Below are 21,814 nucleotides of genomic sequence, written 5' to 3' on the forward strand. Positions count from 1 at the left end.
GCCGGCCCCCGGGCACAACGGAGCCCCCCGGCACCGCCGGGGGGCTCCGTTCGTCCGTTCGTGGCGCGCGGGCTCAGCCCGCGGTGCCGTACAGGCGGTCGCCCGCGTCGCCGAGGCCCGGGACGATGTAGCCGTTCTCGTTCAGCCGCTCGTCGACGGCGGCGGTCACCACGGTGACGGGCAGCCCGGCCAGTTCCTTCTCCATCACCGCGACGCCCTCGGGCGCGGCCAGCAGCACCACGGCGGTGACGTCGGTGGCGCCCCGCTCGATCAGCATCCTGATCGCGGCGACCAGCGTGCCGCCGGTGGCCAGCATCGGGTCGAGCACGTAGACCTGGCGGCCGGAGAGGTCGTCCGGCATCCGGGTGGCGTAGGTGGAGGCCTCCAGGGTCTCCTCGTTGCGCACCATGCCGAGGAAGCCCACCTCGGCGGTCGGCAGCAGCCGGGTCATCCCGTCCAGCATGCCCAGGCCGGCCCGCAGGATCGGGACGACCAGCGGCCGGGGGTAGCTCAGCCGGGTGCTGGTGGTGACCGCCACGGGGGTGGTGATCTCCACCTCCTCGGTGCGGACGTCCCTCGTCGCCTCGTACGCGAGGAGGGTCACCAGCTCGTCGGTCAGGCGACGGAAGGTCGGCGAGTCGGTGCGCTCGTCGCGCAGGGTGGAGAGCTTGTGGGCGACCAGGGGGTGGTCGACGACGTGGATCCGCATACGTCGAGGTTAGCCCGGCCCCGGACGCCCATACGCCACCCGGTGGCCCACCGGGCCGGCGCCGCGTCCCGGCGCGGAGCCGACCGGGGTCACCCAGCGATGACGCGCCGTGACGCACCGCGAATGTCGGGGCGGAACGTCCTCCTGTGGTATCAATCCGGCCGATCTGGGAAAGTCAGGTCCTATGACGAGCAACCCGAAGAACGGGGACGGCTCGGCGGACGGGTCCACGGACCCGTCGGGCGGGCGCTCGGGCCTGCCCCCGGACCACCCGGAGACCGAGGCGGAGCGCCGCAAACGGCGGACGGTGTTCCTGCGCGAACTCGCCGAGGCGCGCGAACTGCGGGAGCGGGTCCAGCCCCGGCGCACCAAGGAGCGCCGGATGCGCGAAGCGATGCGGATGCGAACCTTCCGGTTCTGACGGGCCCGCAGCGCGCCCGTGGGGATCCGACGGCGCGCACCCGGCGCACCCGGCGCCCGTTCACCGGCTCCGGGCCGGCCCTTCCGACACGACCTGCAAAGACGCGCTGCCGAACACTCCCCGCAAAGCCGGGCTTTCTGTCACGATTCCGAGGGGACGGTCCGAACAGCGGGCCGCCTCTGGCGCGGGGGCGGCCAGATTCCGCGTTGCCCGGAGCGCCGAGCCGAGACCGATGATCTTGGGAGTGTCCCTGGTGGCGTACTTCGCTGCAGTGCTTGCTCGCACCGAGGACGGGTGGGATGTGAGCGAGACGGAACTCGACGACGTCGAAACCCTGGCGGACCTGGCCGATCTGGCCCGCGAAGCCGCCCAGGACGACGACAGCGTCCTGGTCTTCATCGAACAGGAGGACGTCTGGTTCGCCATCGTCCGGGTCGACGGTGAGGAGGACCCGCGGATCTTCGTGTCGGACGGCGCCGCCGCCGCCCGCAGCAGCTACGGCTCCGTCCTCACCGACGAGCTGGTCGACCAGGCCGGCGAGAGCGAGTTCGGCGACCTCGACAACCTGGTCGCCGAGCTGGAGGACGAGGAGGCGCAGGCCTCGGCCGGGCAGGAGGACGAGGACGGCGACGCGGACGCCCCCGGCGGCGTCCCGGTCGGTCCGCTCGGCGACGCCCACCTGCTCACCGAGTTCGGGCTGCCGTCCGAGGAGCTGCTCGCCCTCAGCGGCGAGGGCGCGGTGCCGGGCGACGCCCTGGAGGAGATCGCCGAGGCCCTCGGCTGCGGCGAGGTCCTGGAGGCCGTCCGGTAACGGGCCGGTGCCCCTCGCCGGATGCCGGACACTGGATGCCATGCAGTCCGCGTCCACCCGCCAGATAGCCCCGCTCCCCGCCCCCGTCCGCCCCGACCCGGTCCGCGACCGCTGGGCGGCGCCGATGCGCCTCGCCATCGCCGAGGCCGCCCTGGCGCCGGCCACCGGGGACGTCCCGGTCGGGGCGCTCGTCCTGGGCCCGGACGGCGAGGTGATCGGACGCGGCCACAACGCGCGCGAGGCGGTCGGCGACCCGACCGCCCACGCCGAGGTGGTCGCCGTCCGGGAGGCCGCCGCCGCGCTCGGGGAGTGGCGGCTCGTCGGCTGCACCCTCGTCGTCACCCTGGAGCCCTGCACCATGTGCGCGGGCGCCCTCGTGCTCTCCCGGATCGACCGGGTGGTCTACGGCGCCCTCGACGAGAAGGCCGGCGCCGCCGGCTCGCTCTTCGACGTGATGCGCGACCGCCGGCTCAACCACCGCCCCGAGGTGATCCCGGGCGTCCTCGCCGACGAGTGCGGCCAGCAGCTCCGCGCGTTCTTCGAGAACCACCGCTGAACGCGGCCGCCGGCCGCCGTCCCGATACGGATTTCGTGACCTCGCCACCCGTCCGGTAGAGTTCCCCTCGGTAGCGTGTCCGAGCGGCCAAAGGAGCACGCCTCGAAAGCGTGTGTGGGGGCAACTTCACCGTGGGTTCGAATCCCACCGCTACCGCCAGCAGCACGAGGGCCCCGACCGGAGACGGTCGGGGCCCTCGTCGTTCCCGCGCACCCTCGGGCGCGGAAGGGCTCCGCACCCGGGGCCGATGACCACCAACGCCCGGCGAGTACGGAGTCTGGAGGGGGAGCGGCTCGGGGGATCAACCGCTCCCCCGGCGGAGTTCCCACAACCGGCGCCGCGTCGGGGGGAAGTCGCGGCGACCGGTCCCACAGCGGGGAGCTCCGGATCCACGTGCCGGGGGATTCCTGCCAGATCCGCGGCACACCACCCATCCTGCGCGACGGTCCGCGCCCGGGCACCCGGAGAAAGGCCCCACTCCCGGGGACCTTCGTCCCGCCGGGTGAACGCGTCGCACACTTGATGGGCCGTCCGGTGGATAAGCTGCGCTCTGCAGAGGGCCGCTCGGGGACCGAATGGCGGCGGCCCACAGCAGGGAGGAAGGTCACCGGATGGCGCAGGCGAAGAAGATCGGCATGGTCCTCCTGCTCATCTTCGTGCTCTACACGATCATCACCTCGCCCGCCCGCGCGGCCGAGCTGGTCCAGCTGGGGTTCGAGGGCATCTCGAACGCCGCCAAAGCGGTCGGCACCTTCATGACCGGGCTGGTGAAGTAGCGGACCAGGGGGCGGTCCTCCGGCCCCGGCGGCTCCGGCTACGGTGTGCGGGACCCTCAGTCCCCCGTCCGCGAGGAGCGGCATCGTGATCCGGCACCTGGTCCTGTTCAAGCTCAACGAAGGCGTCAGCAAGGACGACGAGCGGGCGCTCGCCGGCGCCGAGGCCTTCGAGGCGCTCGGCCCGGTCATCCCCGAGCTGCGCGAGTGGGAGTGCGGCTGGAACACCACCGAGCGCGACATCGCCCACGACTACGCGATCAACAGCCTGGTCGAGGACCGTGCGGCGCTGCAGGCCTACCTCACCCACCCGGCCCACCAGGCCGCGGCCGGTCAGTGGCGGGAGTTCGCCACCTGGGTGATCGCCGACATCGAGGTCTGACCCCGGACCGTCCCCCGGACGGCCGCAGGCGCCCCGCCCGGGTCCCGGGCGGGGCGCCTTGCGCTGTCCGGAAACCGCCCCCGGGGCCGCGCCACCCGGGGGGCCGGGTGGCGCACCGGCGCCGCACCAACACACCTCCCCTCGGTACTTGCCCGACCTGCGCCCGGCTTGTGATGCTATGACCGGTTTTGCCGGACACGGCGAGGTGGTGAATCGAGCCGCGACACCCGATCCGCAAGTCCCACCGTTTGTCGACTTTGGGAGGGGTGACGTGTCCGTGCGGACACCAGGGAGTGCGCCGGACACCGGCACCGGCCAAGCCGCCGGGCAGATCACCGCGGAGACCGTCGTCCAGTCCGTCGTCCAGACCGCCGGTCCGACCACCGCCCAGGCCCCGGCGCAGACCCAGGCCCCGACCCAGGCGCAGGCCCCGGCCCCGGCCCCGGCCGCCGCACCGGACGCCGGTCGCCCGGCGCCCCCGCCCGGGGACGAGGTCCTGGCCACCGTCATCGGCCCGGCCGGCGAGCTCCGCCCGGACGGCCTGCGCGGCCCCGGCGGCCGCCCGGTGGTGGACGTCCGGACGCTCACCCGGGTGCTGTTCGAGCGGCTCGCCGAACTGCCCCCGGACGCCCCCGAGCGGGAGCGGGTCCGGGCGGCGCTGATCGAGGTCAACATCCCGCTGGTGCGCTACGCGGCCACCCGCTTCCGCAGCCGCAGCGAGCCGATGGAGGACGTCGTCCAGGTCGGCACGATCGGCCTGATCAACGCGATCGACCGGTTCGACCCGAACCGCGGCGTGCAGTTCCCGACCTACGCGCTGCCGACCATCCTGGGCGAGATCAAGCGCTACTTCCGCGACAACGTCCGCACCATGCACGTCCCGCGCCGGCTCCAGGAGCTCTGGGTCCAGGTCAGCGGCGCGATGGAGGAGCTGACGGTGGTGCACGGACGGGCCCCCAAGGTGCCCGAGATCGCCGCCAGCCTGCGCATCCCGGAGGAGGACGTCCGGGCCTGCCTGGACGCCGGCCGGGCCTACAACGCGGCCTCCCTGGAGGCGGCCCAGGAGCACGAGGGCGGGCTTGCCCTGCTGGACCGGCTCGGCTACGAGGACTCGGCGCTGGCCGAGGTCGAACACCGGGACATGGTCCGCCACCTGCTGGTCCAGCTGCCCGAGCGGGAGCGGCGGATCGTCATGCTGCGGTTCTTCGCCAACCTGACGCAGTCCCAGATCAGCACCGAGCTGGGGATGTCGCAGATGCACGTCAGCCGCCTGCTCTCGCGGATCCTGACCAGGCTTCGGACCGGCAATTCCTGGGAAGACTGACCGTCACAATCACGGACAGAACACCGCGAACCACTGGACCCGCCCGGGATTGCTGCGCGTTACCGCCGCGTGACGTCTTGCGACCTTCGGGTTTGCCGGGGACTGTGTTCCGGTATGCAGGGGGAGGGCGTCCTCGGGAACCACCGCGCGACGGAATCCGTTCAACTGTCAGTCACAAGGGGGTGGGTGCATGTCCGGAGACCTGGGCACTGCGGAGATCCACGCTGGTCAGGCCCATGGCACCGCGGTCGCCGTCGACCGGATCCCGCTCCAGCGGGGCCCGGACGCACCGTCCGTCGCCGAGATCGACCCCGCGCCGGCCGCGGCGGCCGCCGCCGCGCCGCAGGCGCCGCCGGGCCCCGGGCTGGACACCCGGACGCTCTCGCGCTCGCTCTTCCAGCGGCTCGCCGCCCTGGAGGCCGACAGCGCCGAGCACACCTACGTCCGTGACACCCTGATCGAGCTCAACCTGCCGCTGGTCCGGTACGCCTCCGCGCGCTTCCGCAGCCGCAACGAGCCGATGGAGGACATCGTCCAGGTCGGCACGATCGGCCTGATCAAGGCGATCGACCGGTTCGACCCGAACCGCGGGGTGGAGTTCCCCACCTTCGCGATGCCGACGGTGGTCGGCGAGATCAAGCGTTTCTTCCGGGACACCAGCTGGTCGGTCCGGGTGCCCCGGCGCCTGCAGGAGCTGCGGCTGGCGCTCACCAAGGCCGGTGACGACCTGGCCCAGAAGCTGGACCGCTCCCCCACCGTCGCCGAGCTGGCCGTCTGCCTCGGCGTCAGCGAGGAGGACGTGGTCGAGGGGCTCGCGGTGGGCAACGCCTACACCGCCAGCTCCCTGGACTCCAGCCCCGGCGAGGAGGACGGCGACGGCCCGCTGGCCGAGCGGCTCGGCTACGAGGACCTCGCGCTGGAGGGCGTGGAGTACCGCGAGTCGCTGAAGCCGCTGCTGGCCAAGCTCCCGCCGCGCGAGCGCCGGATCATCATGCTGCGGTTCTTCGGCAACCTCACCCAGTCGCAGATCGGCGAGGAGATCGGCATCTCCCAGATGCACGTGTCCCGACTGCTGACCAGGACCCTCACACAGCTGCGCGAGGGCCTGATCAGCGAGGGGTGAGCCGGGGCCCGGGCCGGGCCGGGGCGACTCAGGGTACGAGCAGGTTGGCCCGCAGGCCCGCCAGCACGGCGTCGTCCAGGCCCAGGCCGTCCCGCCAGAACGACGCGAAGTCGGGCCAGCCGGCCTCGACCTCCTCGAAGGCCGCCTCCAGGTAGTCGCGCTCCGCCCGGAACACCGGGAGCAGCAGCTCCGGCTCCTGCATCAGGCCGCGGGTGCCGAAGCTGTCCACGATGGTGTCGACGATCGCGGCGGAGCGCTCGTTGGTCAGCAGGTAGTCGGCGAAGACCGTCTCGCGGTCCACCCCGAGGGCGGTGAGCAGGACGGCCGCCGTCCACCCGGTGCGGTCCTTGCCGGCCGAACAGTGGAACAGCAGCGGCGCGCCGTCGGGCGCGGCCAGCAGGCGCAGCACGGTGGCGAACCGCTCGCGGGCCACCGGGTCGGTCACGAACCACCGGTAGAGGCCGGTCATCATCGCGGCGGCCCGGCCGTCACCGAGCAGGGCGCGCTGCTTCTCCGGGCTGCGGTCGGCCAGGGCGTCGCGCAGCGCGACGTAGATGTCGAAATCCGCGGCGAAGACCGGCAGGTGGTGCAGGGTCACGCCGTCCGGGGCGGTGCGCTCGACGGTGATGGGCGCGGCGGACAGCTCGGCGGCCGCGATCACGGCCACCGGCAGGCCGCGGACCCGGTCGGGGCCGGCCTCGCGGACCTCGTCGAGGCTGCGCAGGTCGACGACCTGGCGCAGGCCGAGCTCCGCGAGCAGGTCGAGGTCCTCGTCGGTGAGGCGGTTGAGGCCGTCGCTGCGCAGCACGGCGCCGTGCTTCAGCACCCGTCCGTCGGCCGTCCGGTAGCCACCGAGATCGCGGGCGTTGACGGCGCCCCGCAGGCCGAGGCTCCGGGCCTGCTGGGCGGCTTCCGGAGCGGGCTCCGGGACCTCTTCCCGGGCACCGTCCCGGTCGCCCTCCACCGACGTCCCCACGGCATTCCGCAGGGCCTCGATTGCGGCGGTCTCGGTCTGCTGCTCGGTCACGCGGCGGCCTCCATTGGATATTCGAGCGGTGCCGTGGCACAACCCGACGCGATATTGCATGAACCTGCCCGACGGAACAGGGGGATGTGCAAGAGTGTCATGCGCAACGCCGCCAGTGTAGGGCGCGGCATACATGTCATCACCGCACGGTCGGTGACCAGCGGTAACGCTCCGGCGCCGTTTTTAATTCTCAATTCATTATTTGCGCAACAGGCGCTCTTCCGGTCACAATCAGCGCCTTCATGGCATCGCCATGAACGTTGGTAACAGATTCGCTGCACTCCTGCCCATTTGGTCCCAATCGGTGCGGAGTCTCCACCAGGATGGGCGCCGGGCAGCCTGCTGCCCGCGAACAGCGACCGGGCAGGCGAGCGTCGAGCAGCGAAAGCGCCCTGCCCAGGGGAGGAACACACATGGGTCGAGCGACCCGAAGAGTTGCCGCCTGCGCGGCAGCAGTCCTGCTGGCCGGCGGCCTGCAGTCATCCCTCGCACACGGTGCCACCGCAGCACCCAGGATCGACCTCACGGTCCTGGTGATCAGCGACGGCGGCCCCGCCTCGGCGGCCATCGCGGCCGAGCTGAAGAGCCAGGGCACCCCGTACAAGTTGGTCGACCTCAACGACGCCGGACGCCCGGTGATCAATGCGGCCTTCCTCAGCGACAGCCTCAACGGCCAGCCGCGCGGCAAGTTCCAGGGCATCGTGCTGCCCAACGACAACCCGTTCGCGGCCGGCTCCGCCGAGATGGCCGCGATCGCCGCCTACGAGGCGGCGTTCGGCGTGCGCCAGGTCGACGCGTACACCTACGCCAGGCCGGAGGTCGGCCTGAACTACGCCGCCGACCCGGGTTACATGGGCAGCCTCGACGGCTTCCAGGGCCAGGTCTCCACGGCCGGTCTCGCGGGTCCGTTCGGCTACCTCAAGGGCAGCGTCCCGTTCGAGGACAACGACCCGGCGGTCGGCGAGAGCTACGGCTTCCTCGCCACCCCGCTGACCACCCTGCCGGCCGGTGCGAGCTTCACCCCGCTGGTCGAGACGACCATCCCGGGCACCACCACCAAGGGCTCGCTGGTCGGCGAGTACAGCCACGACGGCCGCAAGGAGCTGGTCGTCACCTTCGTCTACAACCAGTACCAGCAGCAGTACCGCCTGCTGGCGCGCGGCATAGTCGACTGGATAACCCAGGGCGTCCACCTCGGCTACGACCGCAACTACTTCGCGGCCCACGTGGACGACGTCTTCCTGGCGGACGACCGCTGGGACACCGTGCTGAAGTGCACCCCCGGTGACGTCACCTGCCCGCCCGGCACCCCGGAGACGGCCGACCCGATCCGGATGACGGTCGCCGACGCGCAGTACGCCAAGCAGTGGCAGACCGCCAACAACTTCACCATGGACATGGTGTTCAACGGCGGCGGCAGCGAGGACTGGAAGGCCGACCACTCCGTCACCACCGACCCGGTGGTGGACCAGATGGTCGCCGACCAGACCAGCTACCGGTGGGTCAACCACACCTACACCCACCCGTACCTGGGCTGCCTCCAGGACGTCTCGGTGGTGCCGTGGAAGTGCACCAAGGACACCGCCGGCAACACCGTCTGGGTCGACCAGGCCACCATCACGTCCCAGATCAAGAACAACATCGACTGGGCCGCGGCGCGCAACCTGCACATCGACAAGACCGAGCTGGTCACCGGTGAGCACTCGGGCCTGCTGACTGCTCCGCAGGAGACCAGCGACAACCCGTACCTGGCTCCCTCGCTGGTCGCCAACGGCGTGAAGTGGACGGCCAGCGACGCCTCCCGCGAGACCGGCCAGCGGGCCGTCGGCTCGTCGGTGCTGACCGTGCCGCGGTACCCGATGAACGTCTTCTACAACGCCGCCACGGCGAAGGAGGAGACGGACGAGTACAACTGGATCTACACCAGCGTGGCCAACGGCGGCAGCGGGGTCTGCGAGAACAACGCCAACTCCACCTGCCTGCCGACGCCGCTGGACGTGAACACCGGCTACCAGTCGTACATCGTGCCGCTGGAGGCCCGGATCGACCTCGGCCACGTGCTGAGCAACGACCCGCGACCGCACTTCATCCACCAGTCGAACCTGTCCGAGGACCGGATCGTCTACCCGGTGCTGGAGAAGGTCCTCTCCACCTACCGCGCGCTGCACGCCGACAACGCGCCGATCGTGAACCTGGCGCAGAAGGACCTCGGCGCCGAGTTCCAGCGCCGCGCGGCCTGGAACGCGGCGCTCACCGCCGGCCAGGTCACCGCCTACCGGGTCGGCGACACCGTCACGGTGAGCGCTCCGGCCGGCGTCCAGGTGCAGGCCACCATGCCGACCGGCACCACCCAGAAGCTCGCGATCGGCTCGGGTGCGTTCGGCACCGCCTACGCCGGTACGCTGTCCGGCTGGGTGAAGCCCGGAGCGCTCCAGAGCAGCGTCCAGCTCAAGCTGGCCGCGGCGGTCACCCCGGCGGCTCCGGCCGCCGCGCCGAACACCGCCAAGACGCTGACCGCTCCGGCGCCGGCCGACAAGAGGGTCGTGCCCCAGGGCACCGCCGACGCCGTCCCGGCCGGCCCGGGCGACACCGCCCGGACCGACGCCCCGACGCTGGTCCCCGGTAGCGGGGTCCCGGTGCCGGGCAAGGGCGTCACGGCCGGCAAGAGCAGCACCAAGGGCAACGCCAAGGGCGGCGCCCAGACCGGCAAGGCCTCCGGGGGGAAGGCCGACCCGACCAAGAAGACCGCCGGCCAGTCCGGCACCCGCTAACAGGTGACACCGGTGGTGGGACGGGCGACGGCCCGCCCCACCACCGGCCACCGGGCCCGGCCGTCCAGGCCGGCCGCTTGACGCAAGGACAGGAGGGGGGACAGGAATGCGCGTCACCCTGCTCACCGAGGGGACGTACCCGCACCAGCACGGCGGTGTGAGCGTCTGGTGCGACCAGCTCGTCCAGGGCATGCCGGACGTCGACTTCGACGTCATCGCCGTCACCGGGACCGGCCACGAACCGCTGGCCTGGGAGCTGCCCGCCAACGTGCGGTCCGTCACGACCGCACCGCTCTGGGGCCCTGCCGCCGACGGCAGAGCACCCCGCGGCCGCGAGATGCGCCGCTTCCTCAACGCGTACGAGCGCTTCCTGCACTCCATCCTGGACCCCGTCTACACCACCCACTTCGGCACCGAGCTGTACGGCTTCGCCGACCTCGCCCGGCGCGGGCTGCTCAGCCCGGCGCTGCGCAGCGAGCGCGCCCTGCGCACCCTCCAGCACGTCTGGACCCGCGACTACCTCTCCACCGGCGTCTCCCGGCCCACCCTGCACGACGCGCTCAACGCCACCGACCTGCTGGAGCACGCGCTGCGCCCGCTGTCGGTCGAGCCGCCCCAGGACGGCGTCGCGCACGCGGCGAGCGGCGGCCTCGCCACCCTGCCCGGGCTGATCGCCTCGCAGCAGTACGGCGTACCGTTTCTCCTCACCGAGCACGGCATCTACCTGCGCGAGCGCTACCTCGGCTACCGCACCGGCCCCTACCGCTGGCCGGTCAAGGCGCTGCTGCTGGGCTTCTACCGGATGCTCGCCGAGGAGAGCTACCGGCGGGCCGCGCTGGTCACCCCCGGCAACCGGTACAACCGGCGCTGGGAGGAGCGCGGCGGCACGCCGTCCGCGCACATCCGGACCGTCTACAACGGCGTGGACCCGGCGGCCTTCCCGCCCGCCGGGCCGGAGCCCGAGACGCCCACCCTCAGCTGGGCCGGCCGGGTCGACCCGATCAAGGACCTGGAGACGCTGATCCGCGCCTTCGCCATCGTCCGCGACGAGATACCCGACGCGCGGCTGCGGCTGTTCGGCGGCACGCCCAAGGGCGGCGAGGCCTACCGCGACCGCTGCATAGCCCTGGCCGCCGAGCTCGGCGTCGCCGACTCGGTGGCCTTCGAAGGCCGCGTCGCGGACATCACCGACGCGTACGCGGCGGGGAACGTGGTGATGCTCTCCAGCATCAGCGAGGGCTTCCCGTTCACCCTGATCGAAGCGATGTCCTGCGGCCGCTCCACGGTCTCGACCGACGTGGGCGGCGTGCGTGAGGCCGTCGGCGACACCGGTCTGGTCGTCCCGCCGCGCGAACCCGAACCGATGGCGGCCGCCGCCGTCGAGCTGCTGCGCGACCCGGAGCGCCGGGCCCGGCTCGGCGAGCAGGCCCGGCTGCGGGTGATCGAGCAGTTCACGCTCCGCCAGAACATCGACGGCTTCCGCGGCATCTACACCGAGCTGCTGGGCACCTCCCGCTGGCTGCCGAACGGCGTCGTCGCCGTCACCGACGGCGCGTCCGACGCGGACTGGGACGACCCGGTGCCCCTCGAAGCGGCCGCCGAACGCAGCGAGGTGGGCGCGTGAACGACCGCAGGGAGCGAACCATCACAAGCTGCGCGTCCCGCGAAGCGGCTGCCGAGCGAAGCGAGGTGGGCGCGTGAACGACCGCAGGGAGCGAACCATCACAAGCTGCGCGTCCCGCGAAGCGGCTGCCGAGCGAAGCGAGGTGGGCGCATGAGCGGCCCGCTCCGCCTGGTGCCCGACGAGGCCGGCCCCGACTGGGCCGAGCAGACCGTACAGCTGCGCACCCTCCCGAGGGGGCGCCGCCGGCCCGTACTGCCCGCGCAGCGGCCCGTCCCCGAGCCCGAGGAGCAGCTGGAGCTCTCCCCGGACCCGCTGGACGAGCTCGCCGAGCGGCTCGCCGACGTCTGCGCCGACGCCGTCCACCCCTACGAGATCGCGGCCTTCCTGGAGTCCGACGGCCTCTCCGACGAGCAGGCCGGGCTGCTGTACGGCCGCCCCGACGCGTTCACCGTCGCCGAGGAGCTGTTCGAGAAGGTCGAGCGCCGCTACCCGGGACCGAGCTCCGAGTTCGCCAACCCCTGGCGGGCCGACCCCTGGCGGTGCGTCGTGCGCGGCCTGGTGTTCGCCCTGCCCGGCCTCGGCTACCTGCTCGGCGCCAACCTGTTCGCGGCCACCCGGATGCGCTTCGGCCTCCCCTCGGGGATGCTCGCGCTCTCCGTCGCCACCCTGGTCAGCTGGTCGTGGAACCAGGCGCTGGCGCACCGCTCGTACGCCTGGCTGGGCCGCGGCCGGCGGCGTGCGGCCGGCGTCTGCCTGGCGGTCGGCGCACCGCTGGGCGCACTGGTCTCCGCCGTCGCCGGCTACGTGATCGGCGGTCCGCTCGGTGCGCTCTGCTTCGCCGCCGGGCAGTCCGGCTACCTGGCGGCGGCCACCGTCCTGCTGGTGCTCGGGCGGGAGAAGTTCCTGCTGGTGGCACTGGCACCGTCGGCGATCGGGGCCGGCGTGGTGCTGGCCGTGGACGTGCCGCAACTCGTCCGGACGGTCGTGCTGCTGGCCTCGCTCGCGCTCGCGGTGGGCCTGGCCGGCCGGGAGGTCGTCCGCTGCCTGCGCAGCGAGCAGGACACCACGGTGCTCAGGCTCCCGCTCCGCAAGGAGGTGCCGCACCTGCTGTTCGGCCTGGCCGTCGGCACCCTCACCATGATCGCCGGCCTCGGCACGACCGTCCACCAGGCGGTCCGCACCGGGGCCGCGGAAGGCGCGTCCGCCAGCCCGACGGGGCCGGCCATGATCGCGCTGACGCTCAGCCTCGGGCTCGCCGAGTGGCTGCTGTTCCGCTACCGGGCGATGGCCGTGGCCGGGCTGCGGACCAGCCACACCCCGGCCGCGTTCGCCCGCCGCACCGCCGGCGTGCTGCTCGGCTGCCTGTTCATCTACCTCACCACCGTGGCCGCGCTGGACGCCGCCGCCACCGTGCTCTGGCCCGGCGCCCCGGCGCTCGGGGTCCCGGAGCTCGGTGCGCTGCTGCTGCTCGGCGGCTCCCTCTGGCTGGCGCTGCTGCTGAACGCCTTCGGGTTCAGCTGGAGCACCGCCCTGATCTGTCTGGCAGCCGCGGGCGCCGAGTGCGCCGGACTGCTGACCGGTGTCGACCCGACCGTCCTGCAGCTGATCGGCTGCGGGGCCGCGGCCGCGGTCCTCACCGCCATCGCCGGGCCTGTGCTCGGCCGCACCACCAGGCACCGCTGAACCACCAGTGCTGGGTCACCACCGTTCCGCGCCCAGCCGTCCCCACCCGTACCAGAGCAGAAAGCGATCTACCGGATGAGCAACGTCGCCGTTACCGGAGCCGAGGGCTTCATCGGCTCCCACCTCGTCGAGACCCTGGTCGCGGACGGCCATCAGGTCCGCGCCATGGTGCAGTACAACTCCTTCTCCTCCTTCGGATGGCTGGAGACCCTCCCCAAGGAGGTGCTGGACTCCGTCGAGATCGTCCTCGGCGACGTCCGGGACCCGGGCTCCGTCACCGGCCTGGTCAAGGGCACCGAGGCGGTCTACCACCTGGCCGCCCTGATCGCGATCCCGTACTCCTACCGGGCTCCGCACTCCTACGTCGACACCAACGTCACCGGCACCCTCAACGTGCTGGAGGCGGTGCGCCACCTCGACGTGCCGCGCCTGGTGCACACCTCCACCAGCGAGACCTACGGGACCGCGCAGACCGTGCCGATCACCGAGGACCACCCGATCAACACCCAGTCCCCGTACGCCGCCTCCAAGGCCGGCGGGGACCGGCTCGCCGACAGCTACTACGCGAGCTTCGAGACCCCGGTCGTCACGCTGCGCCCGTTCAACACCTTCGGCCCGCGCCAGTCGATGCGCGCCGTCATCCCCACCGTGATCGCCCAGGTGGCAGCCGGCGAGCGCGAGATCACCCTGGGCGACCTGCGCCCGACCCGTGACTTCACCTTCGTGAAGGACACCGCCAACGCCTTCCGCACGGTCGGCACCGCCCCGGCCGAGACCGTGGTCGGCAGGACCTTCAACGCCGGCACCGGCGGCGAGATCTCGGTCGGCGACCTGGTCGTCCTGATCGGCAAGCTGATGGGCGCCGACCTCACGGTGAAGGAGGACGAGCAGCGCATCCGTCCGGCCAACTCCGAGGTGATGCGCCTGGTCGCCGACGCGACCCGGCTGCGCACGGCCACCGGCTGGGCCCCGGAGTTCTCCCTGGAGCAGGGCCTTGAGCAGACCATCGAGTTCTTCCGTGACCCCGCCAACCTGGCGCGCTACAAGACCGACATCTACAACGTCTGACCTGCCGCACCTCACTGGCAGCACCGGCAACCACAAGGCTCCTGTCGCACCATACTTCCGTGGGGGAAACACCATGCACGCAGTGATCCTGGCCGGTGGCAAGGGCGTTCGCCTTCGTCCCTACACCACCGCCCTCCCCAAGCCGCTCGTCCCGATCGGCGACCAGCACGCGATCCTGGAGATCGTGATGCGCCAGCTCGCCGCGGCGGGCTTCACCTCCGTCACCCTGGCTATCGGCCACCTCGGCCACATCATCCGCGCCTACGTCGGCAACGGCTCCCAGTGGGGGCTCCGGGTCGGCTACGCCGTCGAGGACAGCCCGCTCGGCACCATGGGCCCGCTGCTCACCATGCAGGACCGGCTGCCCGAGCACTTCCTGGTGATGAACGGCGACATCCTCACCGACCTGGACTTCGCCGGGGTGCTCAAGCACCACGAGTCCTCCGGGGCGCCGCTCACCATCGCCACCTACGCCCGCCAGGTCAGGATCGACTTCGGTGTGCTGACCACCGAGTCCGGCTCGATCACCGGCTTCCAGGAGAAGCCGACCATCGACTACCGGGTCTCGATGGGTGTCTACGGCGTGTCGCGCTCGGCGCTCGCCGCCTACACCCCGGGCCTGCCGCTGGGCTTCGACGAGCTGGTGCTCGACCTGCTCGCCGCGCAGACCCCGCCGGCCGCCTACGAGTTCGGCGGCTACTGGCTCGACATCGGCCGCCCGGACGACTACGACCGGGCCAACGCCGAGTTCGCGCTCAACCGCTCGGTGCTGCTCCCGGGCGAGCCCGAGGGCCTGTACGCCGTGCCGAACGGCCCGGGAGCGGCGGTCCCGGCCGCCCGCACCGCGGCGGACGCCGCCGACGGGCAGCCGACGGCCTCCGCCGCGACTGGCCCCGAGAACGACGGACGGGCCGCGTGAGAATCCTGCTGCTCGGCGTGGACGGCTTCCTCGGCCGGCACGCCGCCACCGTCCTGCGGTCACTGCCCGGAGCCACCGTGCTGACCGCCGGGCGGCGGCCCGACCACGACCTGCGCCTGGACCTCGCCACCGCGCAGGCCGGTCCGCTCGGCGAGGAGCTGGCCGCGCTCGCCCCGGACGCGGTGGTGAACTTCGCCGGCGCGGTGTCCGGCAGCGCGGTCACGCTCGCCGAGGTCAACGCGCGCGGCCCGGCCGTGCTCTGCGAGGCCCTGGCCCAGGGCGCGCCGAAGGCCCGGCTGGTGCACATCGGCTCGGCCGGCGAGTACGGCGTCTGCGAGCCCGGCAGCTCCCTCGCCGAGGACGCCGACGCCCGCCCGGTCGGCGTCTACGGCGCGACCAAGCTGGCCGGCTCCCTCGCGGTGGCCGGCTCGCCGCTGGACGCCGTGGTGCTGCGGGTGTTCAACCCGGTCGGACCGGGCGCACCGGCCGGCTCGCTGCCCGGCCGGCTCGCCGCCGAGCTGCGCCGGGCCGCGCCGCAGGGCGCCGACGGCGTGGTGGAGGTCGGGGACCTCTCGGCCCACCGCGACTTCGTCGACGCCCGGGACGTCGCCCGCGCGGTCGGCCTGGCCGTCGCCGCCGAGCACCCGCTGCCCCGGGTGCTCAACCTCGCCTCCGGGCGGGCCAAGCCGGTCCGGGCGATCGCGGACGGCCTGGCCGCCGCGGCCGGGTTCACCGGCCGGATCGACGAGAGCGGCGCCGGCTCCGAACGCTCGGCCGCCGTCTCCTGGCAGCAGGCCGAGGTCTCGGCCGCCGCCCGGGAGCTCGGCTGGCACCCGGAGACGGACCTCGCCGACACCCTGCGCGACCTCTGGCTCAGCACCGATCCCCTGGTCACCGGATGACCGGCGCGAGCCCTGTCGACGGCCGCCTGCTGGTGCCGCTGTACGTCCACCCCGCGGTGGACCCGGCGGCCTGGCAGGCGGTCGCCGCCGCCGACCCGGGCCGGATCGCCGCCGTCGTGCTGAACCTGGCCGACGGCCCCGGCGCCGTCCCCGACAACGTCTTCGCCGAGGCCGCCGACGAGCTGCGCAAGGCGGGCCTCCCGCTGCTCGGCTACGCCGACACCGACTACGGCCGACGACCCCACGCCGCCGTGGTAGACGACATCCTGACGTACCGTCAGCGGCATGGCATCACCGGCGTCTACTTCGACCAGGTCGCCACCCATCCGGGTGCGCTGGCGCACTACCGGCGGCTCGCCACCGCGGCCCGCGCCGCCGGTTGCGCGACCGTGGTGTTCGGCCACGGCGACCACCCCGATCCCGGCTACGCCGAGGTCGGACTCGCCGACCTGCTCGTCACCTTCGAGGGGGACTGGGAGGCGTACCGCGCGATGACCCTGCCGGTCTGGACCGGCCGGCACGCCGCCGCCCGGTTCTGCCACCTGGTGTACGACGTCCCCGCCGAGGAGGCCGGGGAGGCCGCCGCGCTGATCACCGCCCGCCGGGCCGGCGTCGGCTGCGCGGTCCCGGGCGCCGGGGAGAACCCCTGGAGCACCCTGCCGCACGCCCTGGCTGTCACCGAACCGACCTGACCCCACCCGGAGTTCGAGTACCGTGACCCGTCCCACCCGGCCCCTGCTGGCCGCCCTCGCCCTGACCACCGCCCTGGTGCTGACCTCGTGCAGCAGCTCGGGCCAGGAGGACGAGGACGACACCTCGGCCGACGCCACCGGCTCCCAGCCGCCCGCGGCCACCGCCGCACCCGTCCCGGGCACCCCGTCCGCACCCGCGACGACCGACCCCGGGACACCGAGCGCCCCCGGCACCCCGGCGCCCGCGACCACCCCGGGCACGCCGAGCGACCCGGGAACACCGGGCACGCCGCCGGCCCCGGGCACCCCCTCGGTGCCCGGCACCCCGGGCACGCCGGCGCAGCCCGCCGGCGCCCGCTGGCAGCCCACCCCCGGCCTCGCCTGGCAGTGGCAACTCGGCGGCGGGGTCGACCAGTCGGTGGACGTCCCGGTCTACGACGTGGACGGCTTCGAGACCGACGCCGCCGTGGTCGCCGCCCTGCACGCCAAGGGCCGGAAGGTGATCTGCTACATCAACGCCGGCTCCTGGGAGGACTTCCGCCCCGACGCCGCCGCCTTCACCAAGGCCCTCCAGGGCTCCGGCAACGGCTGGAAGGGCGAGAAGTGGTTCGACATCCGCAAGCTGGACCAGCTGAAGCCGCTGATGGCGGCCCGATTCGACATGTGCCGGAGCAAGGGCTTCGACGCCGTCGAACCGGACACCATCGAGGCCTACAACCAGAACAGCGGCTTCCCGCTGACCGCCGAGGACCAGCTGCGGTACAACCGCATGCTGGCCTCGCTCGCCCATGAGCGCGGCATGGCGATCGGCCTGAAGAACGACCTGGACCAGATCCCCGCCCTGCTGCCCGACTTCGACTTCGCCGTGAACGAGGAGTGCGCGCAGTTCGACGAGTGCGCCCGGCTCTCGCCCTTCATCCAGGCGGGCAAGGCGGTCTTCCACGTCGAGTACAAGCTCGGCACGGAGAAGTTCTGTGCCCGGACCAAGTCGCTGGGCCTCAGCTCTATGCAGAAGAAGTTGGAGCTGGACGCCTGGCGGAAGCCCTGCTGAGGCCCCGTCGGGGCAGCAGGGCGTACCGGCCCGCCAGGCACTCCGTCGGACGGATTACTTGACAGCCAGCCAGATGACGGCGCCCACCACGACCAGCGCGACGACGGCGATCACGGCGATCAGACCGGTCCGGTTGCCGCCGCTGCTGCTGCCATAGGTGGAGACGGAGCCCGGAGCCTGGGGTGCCGGGGTCTCGTCGACGAACGCCCGGAACATCTGGGTGTTGCCGGCGGGGTCGTAGTCGTTGTCAGCCATGGCACGGACTCTAACGAATCCGCCGACCCCGCCGACACCCCGGACCCTCCTCCGGCGCCCCGCCCCGCCCCGCCGGCCCCGGCGGGGCGGGGCGAGTACGACAGGTACGTGAACTCTGCCGCGACCACGGAATGCCGGTCCGGGCGATCCGGTTGACTCGGGTCATGACCGGAATCCACAGTGACGCCCCCGGCCGGGTCCGGCTCGGCACCTCCGACCTCGCCGTCCACCCCCTCTCCCTGGGCGGCAACGTCTTCGGCTGGACGGCCGACGAACAGCAGTCGTTCGCCGTCCTGGACGCCTACACCGCCGCCGGCGGCAACTTCGTCGACACCGCCGACACCTACTCCTCCTGGGTGCCCGGCAACACCGGCGGCGAGTCCGAGAGCATAGTCGGCGACTGGCTGCGCAGCCGCGGCAACCGCGACGACCTGGTGATCGCCACCAAGGTCGGCCTCCACCCCGAGGCGCGCGGCCTGGGCGCGGCCACCATCAAGTCCTCGGTCGAGGGCTCACTGCGCCGGCTCGGCATCGAGCACATCGACCTCTACTACACCCACCAGGACGACGACACCCCGGTGGAGGAGTTCATCACCGCCCTGGACGACCTGGTGAAGGAGGGCAAGGTCCGCGAGATCGCCGCCTCCAACATCGGCGCCGAGCGGCTCGCCGAGGCGCTGGCCTTCTCCGAGCGCGAGGGCCTGGCCGCGTACGTCGCCGTCCAGCCGCACTACAACCTGGTCTCCCGCGCCACCTTCGAGGGCCCGCTCGCCGACGTGGTCGCCGCGCACGACCTGGCCACGGTGCCCTACTACGCCCTCGCCTCCGGCTTCCTGACCGGCAAGTACCGGCTCGGCGGCGGCGAGGTGGCCAGCGCCCGCTCCGAGGGCGCCTCCCGCTACCTGGCCGACCCGCGCGGCCCCAAGGTGCTGGAGGCGCTGGACACCGTCGCCGCCGAGCACGAGGCGGAAATCGCCACGGTGGCCCTGGCCTGGCTGACCGCCCGCCCGACGGTCGCCGCGCCGATCGCCAGCGCCCGCCGGGTCGAGCAGCTGCCGCCGCTGCTGGCCGCCGCCTCGCTGCGCCTCACTGCGGAGCAGCTCGCCCTGCTGGACGCCGCCTCCGCCTGACCCCGGCGCGCGGCGGCCCCCGGCGGAATCGATCCGCTCGGGGGCCGCCGCGCCGGACGCGCCGTTACGGGCGCCCGAAATGGGTCGGGTAGAAGCCGCTGCTGAGGGTGGAGACCCGCACCGTCTTCCCCGGCCGGGGCGCCTCGACGAACTTCCCGCCGCCGAGGTAGATCCCCACGTGGTGGATCCCGGAGGCCCGGCCGCTGTCCGACCAGAACAGCAGGTCACCGCGGTGCAGCTGTCCGGCGGTGATCGGGGTGGTGGCCGCGTACTGGTCGTCCGCCACCCGCGGCAGGCTGATGCCGCTGCGCCGAAAGGCCTGCTGGACCAGCCCCGAGCAGTCGAAGCCCGACGGGCCGTTGCCGCCCCAGACGTAGGGCTTGCCGAGCTGGGCGAGTGCGTAGTCGATCGCCGACTGCGTGCTGCGGGAGGACGGCCCGCTCCCGGCGGCCGGCCGGTCGGGCGCCGGGTCCGACCCGCCGCCGGTCCCGCTGGTGCGGCTGAGGTAGATGTCGTAGTGGCTGGTGTACCGCCACTCGCCGCTGCCGTTCTTGAACCAGTACTTCGAGCCGTCCCAGCCCTGCCGCAGACCCGAGGACGACCCGCTCGACGACCCGCTCGACGAGGTGGGCGCCGGCGTGGACGCGGCGCCGTTGGAGACGGCCGCCTTGCCGGATCCCTTGCCGGATCCCCCGGACGCGCCGGGCTCGCCGGTCGCGCCGGTCGCGCCGGTACGGGCGGCGTAGACGTCGTAGTGGCCGGTCCAGCGCCAGGTGCCGTTCGCGGCCTTGAACCAGTACTTCGAGCCGTCCCAGCCCTGCTTGCCGGGCGCGGCGTGCGCGGACCCGGCACCGGCCGTCAGACCGACCACGCCGGCTCCCGCCAGCACGGTGGTGGCCAGGCAGGTGGTCCGCACGGCGCGGTGTATTCGCGCGCCACCGGACGTCCCGGCCGCCGGGCGGGCGGTGCGCGGCCGGGCCGCGCAGTTCGGGCAGCCGCAGCCCGCCACGGCGGGGATGCTGCCGAGCGTCTCCTCGAAACCGATCAGCGCGGCGCCGGCACCGGCGAACTCCGCCTCGAACTCGGCTTCGAAGTCGGCTTCGAACTCGGCCTCGACGTCGGTCTCGAAACCGGTCTCCGTGCCGATGGCTATCCTCATGCCGGTCGTCCTTCCTTCCGCCCGGCCCGGGCGGCCGGGGACGGTACCGAAGCGGCCACTCCGGCCGGGGCGACGAAGGCGACCAGCAACTGCTCCATCAGAGCGCTGCGGGCGGCCTCGTCCAGCTCGTGCGCGGTCGCGCGCTCCAGCCGGCGGACGGCGAGCGCCGCCGCCTCGACCGCGTCGTCCACCAGCACCGTGCGCAGGCCCGCGTCCAGGTCGGCCAGCCGGCGCCGGCGCATCGACTCGGCGACCTCGGGCGCGTAGTCCAGCGCGAGCGGCTGCGCCGAGTAGACCTCCAGCCCGGCCGGGGCGACCTCGGCGGCCAGCGCCCTGGTCAGCTCGTCGGCGAACCACTGGCCGTCGCGCAGCGCCGGGCCGGGGGCCGCGTTGCTGTCGCACGGCAGCATGGACGCCGTCCGGGTCAGCACCGCCTGCACCTGCTCGCGCAGGTAGTGCTCGTGGTCCTCGATCGCCAGCAGCGCCCGGGCGGTGTCCTTGACCCGCCAGACGATCAGCAGCCGCACGACGATCGGCGTACCGGTCCGGTCGACCACCTTGACCGGCTCGCTGCGCCAGTGCCGCAGCCGCACGTCCACCCGGCGCCGGCGCAGCAGCGGGTTGACCCAGACCAGACCGGTGCGCCGGACGGTGCCGCGGTAGCGGCCCCAGCGGCTGAGCACCCGGGTCTCACCGCCCGCGTTGGCCAGCAGCCCGGCCAGCGCGAGGACGATCAGCAGACCGGCCGCGCTGACCGCGACGCCGGACCGCACCGTCACCTCCGCCCCGCCGCTGGCGCGGGCGGCGGCACCGCGCAGATCGGGCAGCGCCTCCCAGGACGGGATGACGCCGTCGTTCAGCAGGACCAGCACGACGGCGGTCACCCCCGCCAGCAGCGCCAGCAGCGCGATCCAGCCGGGCAGCACCGCGGCTCCGTGCTCGCGCAGCGCCTGGTCGGCGCGCGGGGGCCGGCGGGAGGTGGTCGCGGTGACCGCGCCGGGCGGGGTGGCCTCCGGCAGCTCCACCGCCTCCAGGACCGCCGTCTCCAGCGGGTCGCGCAGGTCGACCGGCGTGACCGCCGGACCGGGGACGACCGCCAGCGGCGTGGTCGCCGGCCCGTTGTCGATGGGTTTGCCCGTCTTGGGCGCCCTCGCCATCGGGCTGGAGCCGGAGGCGGAACGTTCCCGCAGGGTCGGCGGCAACGCCTTGGGCAGATTGTCGGGTCGCTGCGAAGAATCGCGGGTGACGTCCATGCACGGATCCTCGGGTTCGGTGTGTCGCGCAACGGGCGGCCCGGATCTGACGGGCAGTGCCAGAGTCAGGCTAAGTTCATACGTCATCAAATGCGACATTTGCGATAGAGCGTGTCGACATTTACTGACGAATCATCCGTAGCCGATCTGACGCGCAGGCACATGAGCGGATGGTCGGAGC

The 21,814-nt window shown here is 73.0% G+C and carries 20 protein-coding genes, 1 tRNA gene and 1 pseudogene; 17 read left to right on the forward strand and 5 right to left on the reverse strand.

What is annotated here, in order from left to right:
• Positions 1-73 precede the first annotated feature (73 nt).
• Complete coding sequence (gene upp / locus ACIF6L_RS03190; RefSeq protein ID WP_396485980.1) at positions 74-709, reverse strand: uracil phosphoribosyltransferase; 636 nt, start codon at positions 707-709, stop codon at positions 74-76.
• Between the two features lie 184 nt (positions 710-893).
• On the opposite strand from upp, the gene ACIF6L_RS03195 reads away from it, so the two are divergent.
• The 8 genes from ACIF6L_RS03195 to ACIF6L_RS03230 all read left to right on the forward strand — a co-directional run bounded on the left by ACIF6L_RS03195 (position 894) and on the right by ACIF6L_RS03230 (position 6,099).
• Positions 894-1,130: a hypothetical protein gene (locus ACIF6L_RS03195; RefSeq protein WP_396485981.1), complete on the forward strand. Its 237-nt coding sequence runs from the start codon at positions 894-896 to the stop codon at positions 1,128-1,130.
• A 232-nt stretch (positions 1,131-1,362) separates the two neighbouring features.
• Positions 1,363-1,941 carry a tRNA adenosine deaminase-associated protein gene (locus ACIF6L_RS03200; RefSeq protein WP_396485982.1) on the forward strand — a complete coding sequence of 193 codons (579 nt, stop codon included), beginning with the start codon at positions 1,363-1,365 and terminating at the stop codon, positions 1,939-1,941.
• 40 nt (positions 1,942-1,981) lie between these two features.
• Complete coding sequence (tadA, locus tag ACIF6L_RS03205; RefSeq protein WP_396485983.1) at positions 1,982-2,497, forward strand: tRNA adenosine(34) deaminase TadA; 516 nt, start codon at positions 1,982-1,984, stop codon at positions 2,495-2,497.
• 69 nt (positions 2,498-2,566) lie between these two features.
• A tRNA-Ser gene (locus ACIF6L_RS03210) sits at positions 2,567-2,656 on the forward strand.
• 452 nt (positions 2,657-3,108) lie between these two features.
• Positions 3,109-3,273, forward strand: a complete 165-nt coding sequence (locus tag ACIF6L_RS03215) for a hypothetical protein (RefSeq protein WP_199926184.1) — start codon at positions 3,109-3,111, stop codon at positions 3,271-3,273.
• Positions 3,274-3,358: 85 nt separating this feature from the next.
• Positions 3,359-3,652: a Dabb family protein gene (locus ACIF6L_RS03220; RefSeq protein ID WP_329488644.1), complete on the forward strand. Its 294-nt coding sequence runs from the start codon at positions 3,359-3,361 to the stop codon at positions 3,650-3,652.
• 271 nt (positions 3,653-3,923) lie between these two features.
• Complete coding sequence (locus ACIF6L_RS03225) at positions 3,924-4,976, forward strand: RNA polymerase sigma factor SigF (RefSeq protein ID WP_396485984.1); 1,053 nt, start codon at positions 3,924-3,926, stop codon at positions 4,974-4,976.
• A 190-nt stretch (positions 4,977-5,166) separates the two neighbouring features.
• Positions 5,167-6,099 (forward strand): RNA polymerase sigma factor SigF, encoded by a 933-nt coding sequence (locus ACIF6L_RS03230; RefSeq protein ID WP_396485985.1) that lies wholly within the window; start codon positions 5,167-5,169, stop codon positions 6,097-6,099.
• A 28-nt stretch (positions 6,100-6,127) separates the two neighbouring features.
• On the opposite strand, the gene ACIF6L_RS03235 is transcribed toward ACIF6L_RS03230, so the two are convergent.
• A complete protein-coding gene (locus ACIF6L_RS03235) occupies positions 6,128-7,126 on the reverse strand; it encodes a tyrosine-protein phosphatase (RefSeq protein ID WP_396485986.1) in 999 nt (332 codons plus the stop codon).
• Positions 7,127-7,539: 413 nt separating this feature from the next.
• Between ACIF6L_RS03235 and ACIF6L_RS03240 the strand changes: the two genes are divergently transcribed.
• The 8 genes and pseudogenes from ACIF6L_RS03240 to ACIF6L_RS03275 all read left to right on the forward strand — a co-directional run bounded on the left by ACIF6L_RS03240 (position 7,540) and on the right by ACIF6L_RS03275 (position 17,836).
• Positions 7,540-9,897 carry a hypothetical protein gene (locus ACIF6L_RS03240; RefSeq protein WP_396485987.1) on the forward strand — a complete coding sequence of 786 codons (2,358 nt, stop codon included), beginning with the start codon at positions 7,540-7,542 and terminating at the stop codon, positions 9,895-9,897.
• Positions 9,898-10,003: 106 nt separating this feature from the next.
• Positions 10,004-11,521 (forward strand): GT4 family glycosyltransferase PelF, encoded by a 1,518-nt coding sequence (gene pelF / locus ACIF6L_RS03245; RefSeq protein WP_329488648.1) that lies wholly within the window; start codon positions 10,004-10,006, stop codon positions 11,519-11,521.
• Between the two features lie 150 nt (positions 11,522-11,671).
• Complete coding sequence (locus ACIF6L_RS03250) at positions 11,672-13,204, forward strand: hypothetical protein (protein ID WP_396485988.1); 1,533 nt, start codon at positions 11,672-11,674, stop codon at positions 13,202-13,204.
• A gap of 75 nt (positions 13,205-13,279) precedes the next feature.
• Entirely contained in the window at positions 13,280-14,272 is a 993-nt protein-coding gene (locus ACIF6L_RS03255; protein WP_329488650.1) for an SDR family NAD(P)-dependent oxidoreductase, read from the forward strand.
• Between the two features lie 73 nt (positions 14,273-14,345).
• Positions 14,346-15,053, forward strand: a pseudogene (locus ACIF6L_RS03260) (NDP-sugar synthase); the annotation flags it as partial.
• A gap of 134 nt (positions 15,054-15,187) precedes the next feature.
• The gene (locus ACIF6L_RS03265) at positions 15,188-16,093 is read left to right on the forward strand and encodes an NAD(P)-dependent oxidoreductase (protein ID WP_359804075.1); all 906 of its coding nucleotides are present in this window, start codon (positions 15,188-15,190) and stop codon (positions 16,091-16,093) included.
• Entirely contained in the window at positions 16,090-16,785 is a 696-nt protein-coding gene (locus tag ACIF6L_RS03270; protein ID WP_396485989.1) for a spherulation-specific family 4 protein, read from the forward strand. The genes ACIF6L_RS03265 and ACIF6L_RS03270 overlap by 4 nt, the downstream gene beginning before the upstream one ends.
• Before the next feature lie 22 nt (positions 16,786-16,807).
• Positions 16,808-17,836 carry an endo alpha-1,4 polygalactosaminidase gene (locus ACIF6L_RS03275; protein WP_396485990.1) on the forward strand — a complete coding sequence of 343 codons (1,029 nt, stop codon included), beginning with the start codon at positions 16,808-16,810 and terminating at the stop codon, positions 17,834-17,836.
• A gap of 54 nt (positions 17,837-17,890) precedes the next feature.
• Here the strand turns inward: ACIF6L_RS03275 and ACIF6L_RS03280 are convergent, their stop codons facing one another.
• Positions 17,891-18,091: a hypothetical protein gene (locus ACIF6L_RS03280; RefSeq protein ID WP_329488653.1), complete on the reverse strand. Its 201-nt coding sequence runs from the start codon at positions 18,089-18,091 to the stop codon at positions 17,891-17,893.
• A 164-nt stretch (positions 18,092-18,255) separates the two neighbouring features.
• Here ACIF6L_RS03280 and ACIF6L_RS03285 point away from each other — a divergent pair, with 164 nt between their 5' ends.
• Positions 18,256-19,221, forward strand: a complete 966-nt coding sequence (locus ACIF6L_RS03285; RefSeq protein ID WP_396485991.1) for an aldo/keto reductase — start codon at positions 18,256-18,258, stop codon at positions 19,219-19,221.
• Between the two features lie 64 nt (positions 19,222-19,285).
• Here ACIF6L_RS03285 and ACIF6L_RS03290 read toward each other — a convergent pair whose 3' ends face one another.
• Positions 19,286-20,380: a C40 family peptidase gene (locus tag ACIF6L_RS03290; RefSeq protein WP_396485992.1), complete on the reverse strand. Its 1,095-nt coding sequence runs from the start codon at positions 20,378-20,380 to the stop codon at positions 19,286-19,288.
• Entirely contained in the window at positions 20,377-21,633 is a 1,257-nt protein-coding gene (locus ACIF6L_RS03295; RefSeq protein ID WP_396485993.1) for an SPFH domain-containing protein, read from the reverse strand. The genes ACIF6L_RS03290 and ACIF6L_RS03295 overlap by 4 nt, the downstream gene beginning before the upstream one ends.
• Positions 21,634-21,814 lie beyond the last annotated feature (181 nt).

The sequence above is a fragment of the Kitasatospora sp. NPDC086009 genome (genome assembly GCF_044540385.1).
Classification (GTDB): Bacteria; Actinomycetota; Actinomycetes; order Streptomycetales; family Streptomycetaceae; genus Kitasatospora.

Bases quoted from the DNA above. Each gene is read 5' to 3' on its own strand.
- ACIF6L_RS03280 (WP_329488653.1), bottom strand. From the start codon at position 18,091: ATGGCTGACAACGACTACGACCCCGCCGGCAACACCCAGATGTTCCGG.
- pelF (WP_329488648.1), top strand. From the start codon at position 10,004: ATGCGCGTCACCCTGCTCACCGAGGGGACGTACCCGCACCAGCACGGC.
- ACIF6L_RS03285 (WP_396485991.1), top strand. From the start codon at position 18,256: ATGACCGGAATCCACAGTGACGCCCCCGGCCGGGTCCGGCTCGGCACC.
- ACIF6L_RS03240 (WP_396485987.1), top strand. From the start codon at position 7,540: ATGGGTCGAGCGACCCGAAGAGTTGCCGCCTGCGCGGCAGCAGTCCTG.
- ACIF6L_RS03250 (WP_396485988.1), top strand. From the start codon at position 11,672: ATGAGCGGCCCGCTCCGCCTGGTGCCCGACGAGGCCGGCCCCGACTGG.
- ACIF6L_RS03295 (WP_396485993.1), bottom strand. From the start codon at position 21,633: ATGGACGTCACCCGCGATTCTTCGCAGCGACCCGACAATCTGCCCAAG.
- ACIF6L_RS03230 (WP_396485985.1), top strand. From the start codon at position 5,167: ATGTCCGGAGACCTGGGCACTGCGGAGATCCACGCTGGTCAGGCCCAT.
- ACIF6L_RS03255 (WP_329488650.1), top strand. From the start codon at position 13,280: ATGAGCAACGTCGCCGTTACCGGAGCCGAGGGCTTCATCGGCTCCCAC.
- ACIF6L_RS03290 (WP_396485992.1), bottom strand. From the start codon at position 20,380: ATGAGGATAGCCATCGGCACGGAGACCGGTTTCGAGACCGACGTCGAG.
- ACIF6L_RS03215 (WP_199926184.1), top strand. From the start codon at position 3,109: ATGGCGCAGGCGAAGAAGATCGGCATGGTCCTCCTGCTCATCTTCGTG.
- ACIF6L_RS03200 (WP_396485982.1), top strand. From the start codon at position 1,363: ATGATCTTGGGAGTGTCCCTGGTGGCGTACTTCGCTGCAGTGCTTGCT.
- tadA (WP_396485983.1), top strand. From the start codon at position 1,982: ATGCAGTCCGCGTCCACCCGCCAGATAGCCCCGCTCCCCGCCCCCGTC.
- ACIF6L_RS03270 (WP_396485989.1), top strand. From the start codon at position 16,090: ATGACCGGCGCGAGCCCTGTCGACGGCCGCCTGCTGGTGCCGCTGTAC.
- upp (WP_396485980.1), bottom strand. From the start codon at position 709: ATGCGGATCCACGTCGTCGACCACCCCCTGGTCGCCCACAAGCTCTCC.
- ACIF6L_RS03195 (WP_396485981.1), top strand. From the start codon at position 894: ATGACGAGCAACCCGAAGAACGGGGACGGCTCGGCGGACGGGTCCACG.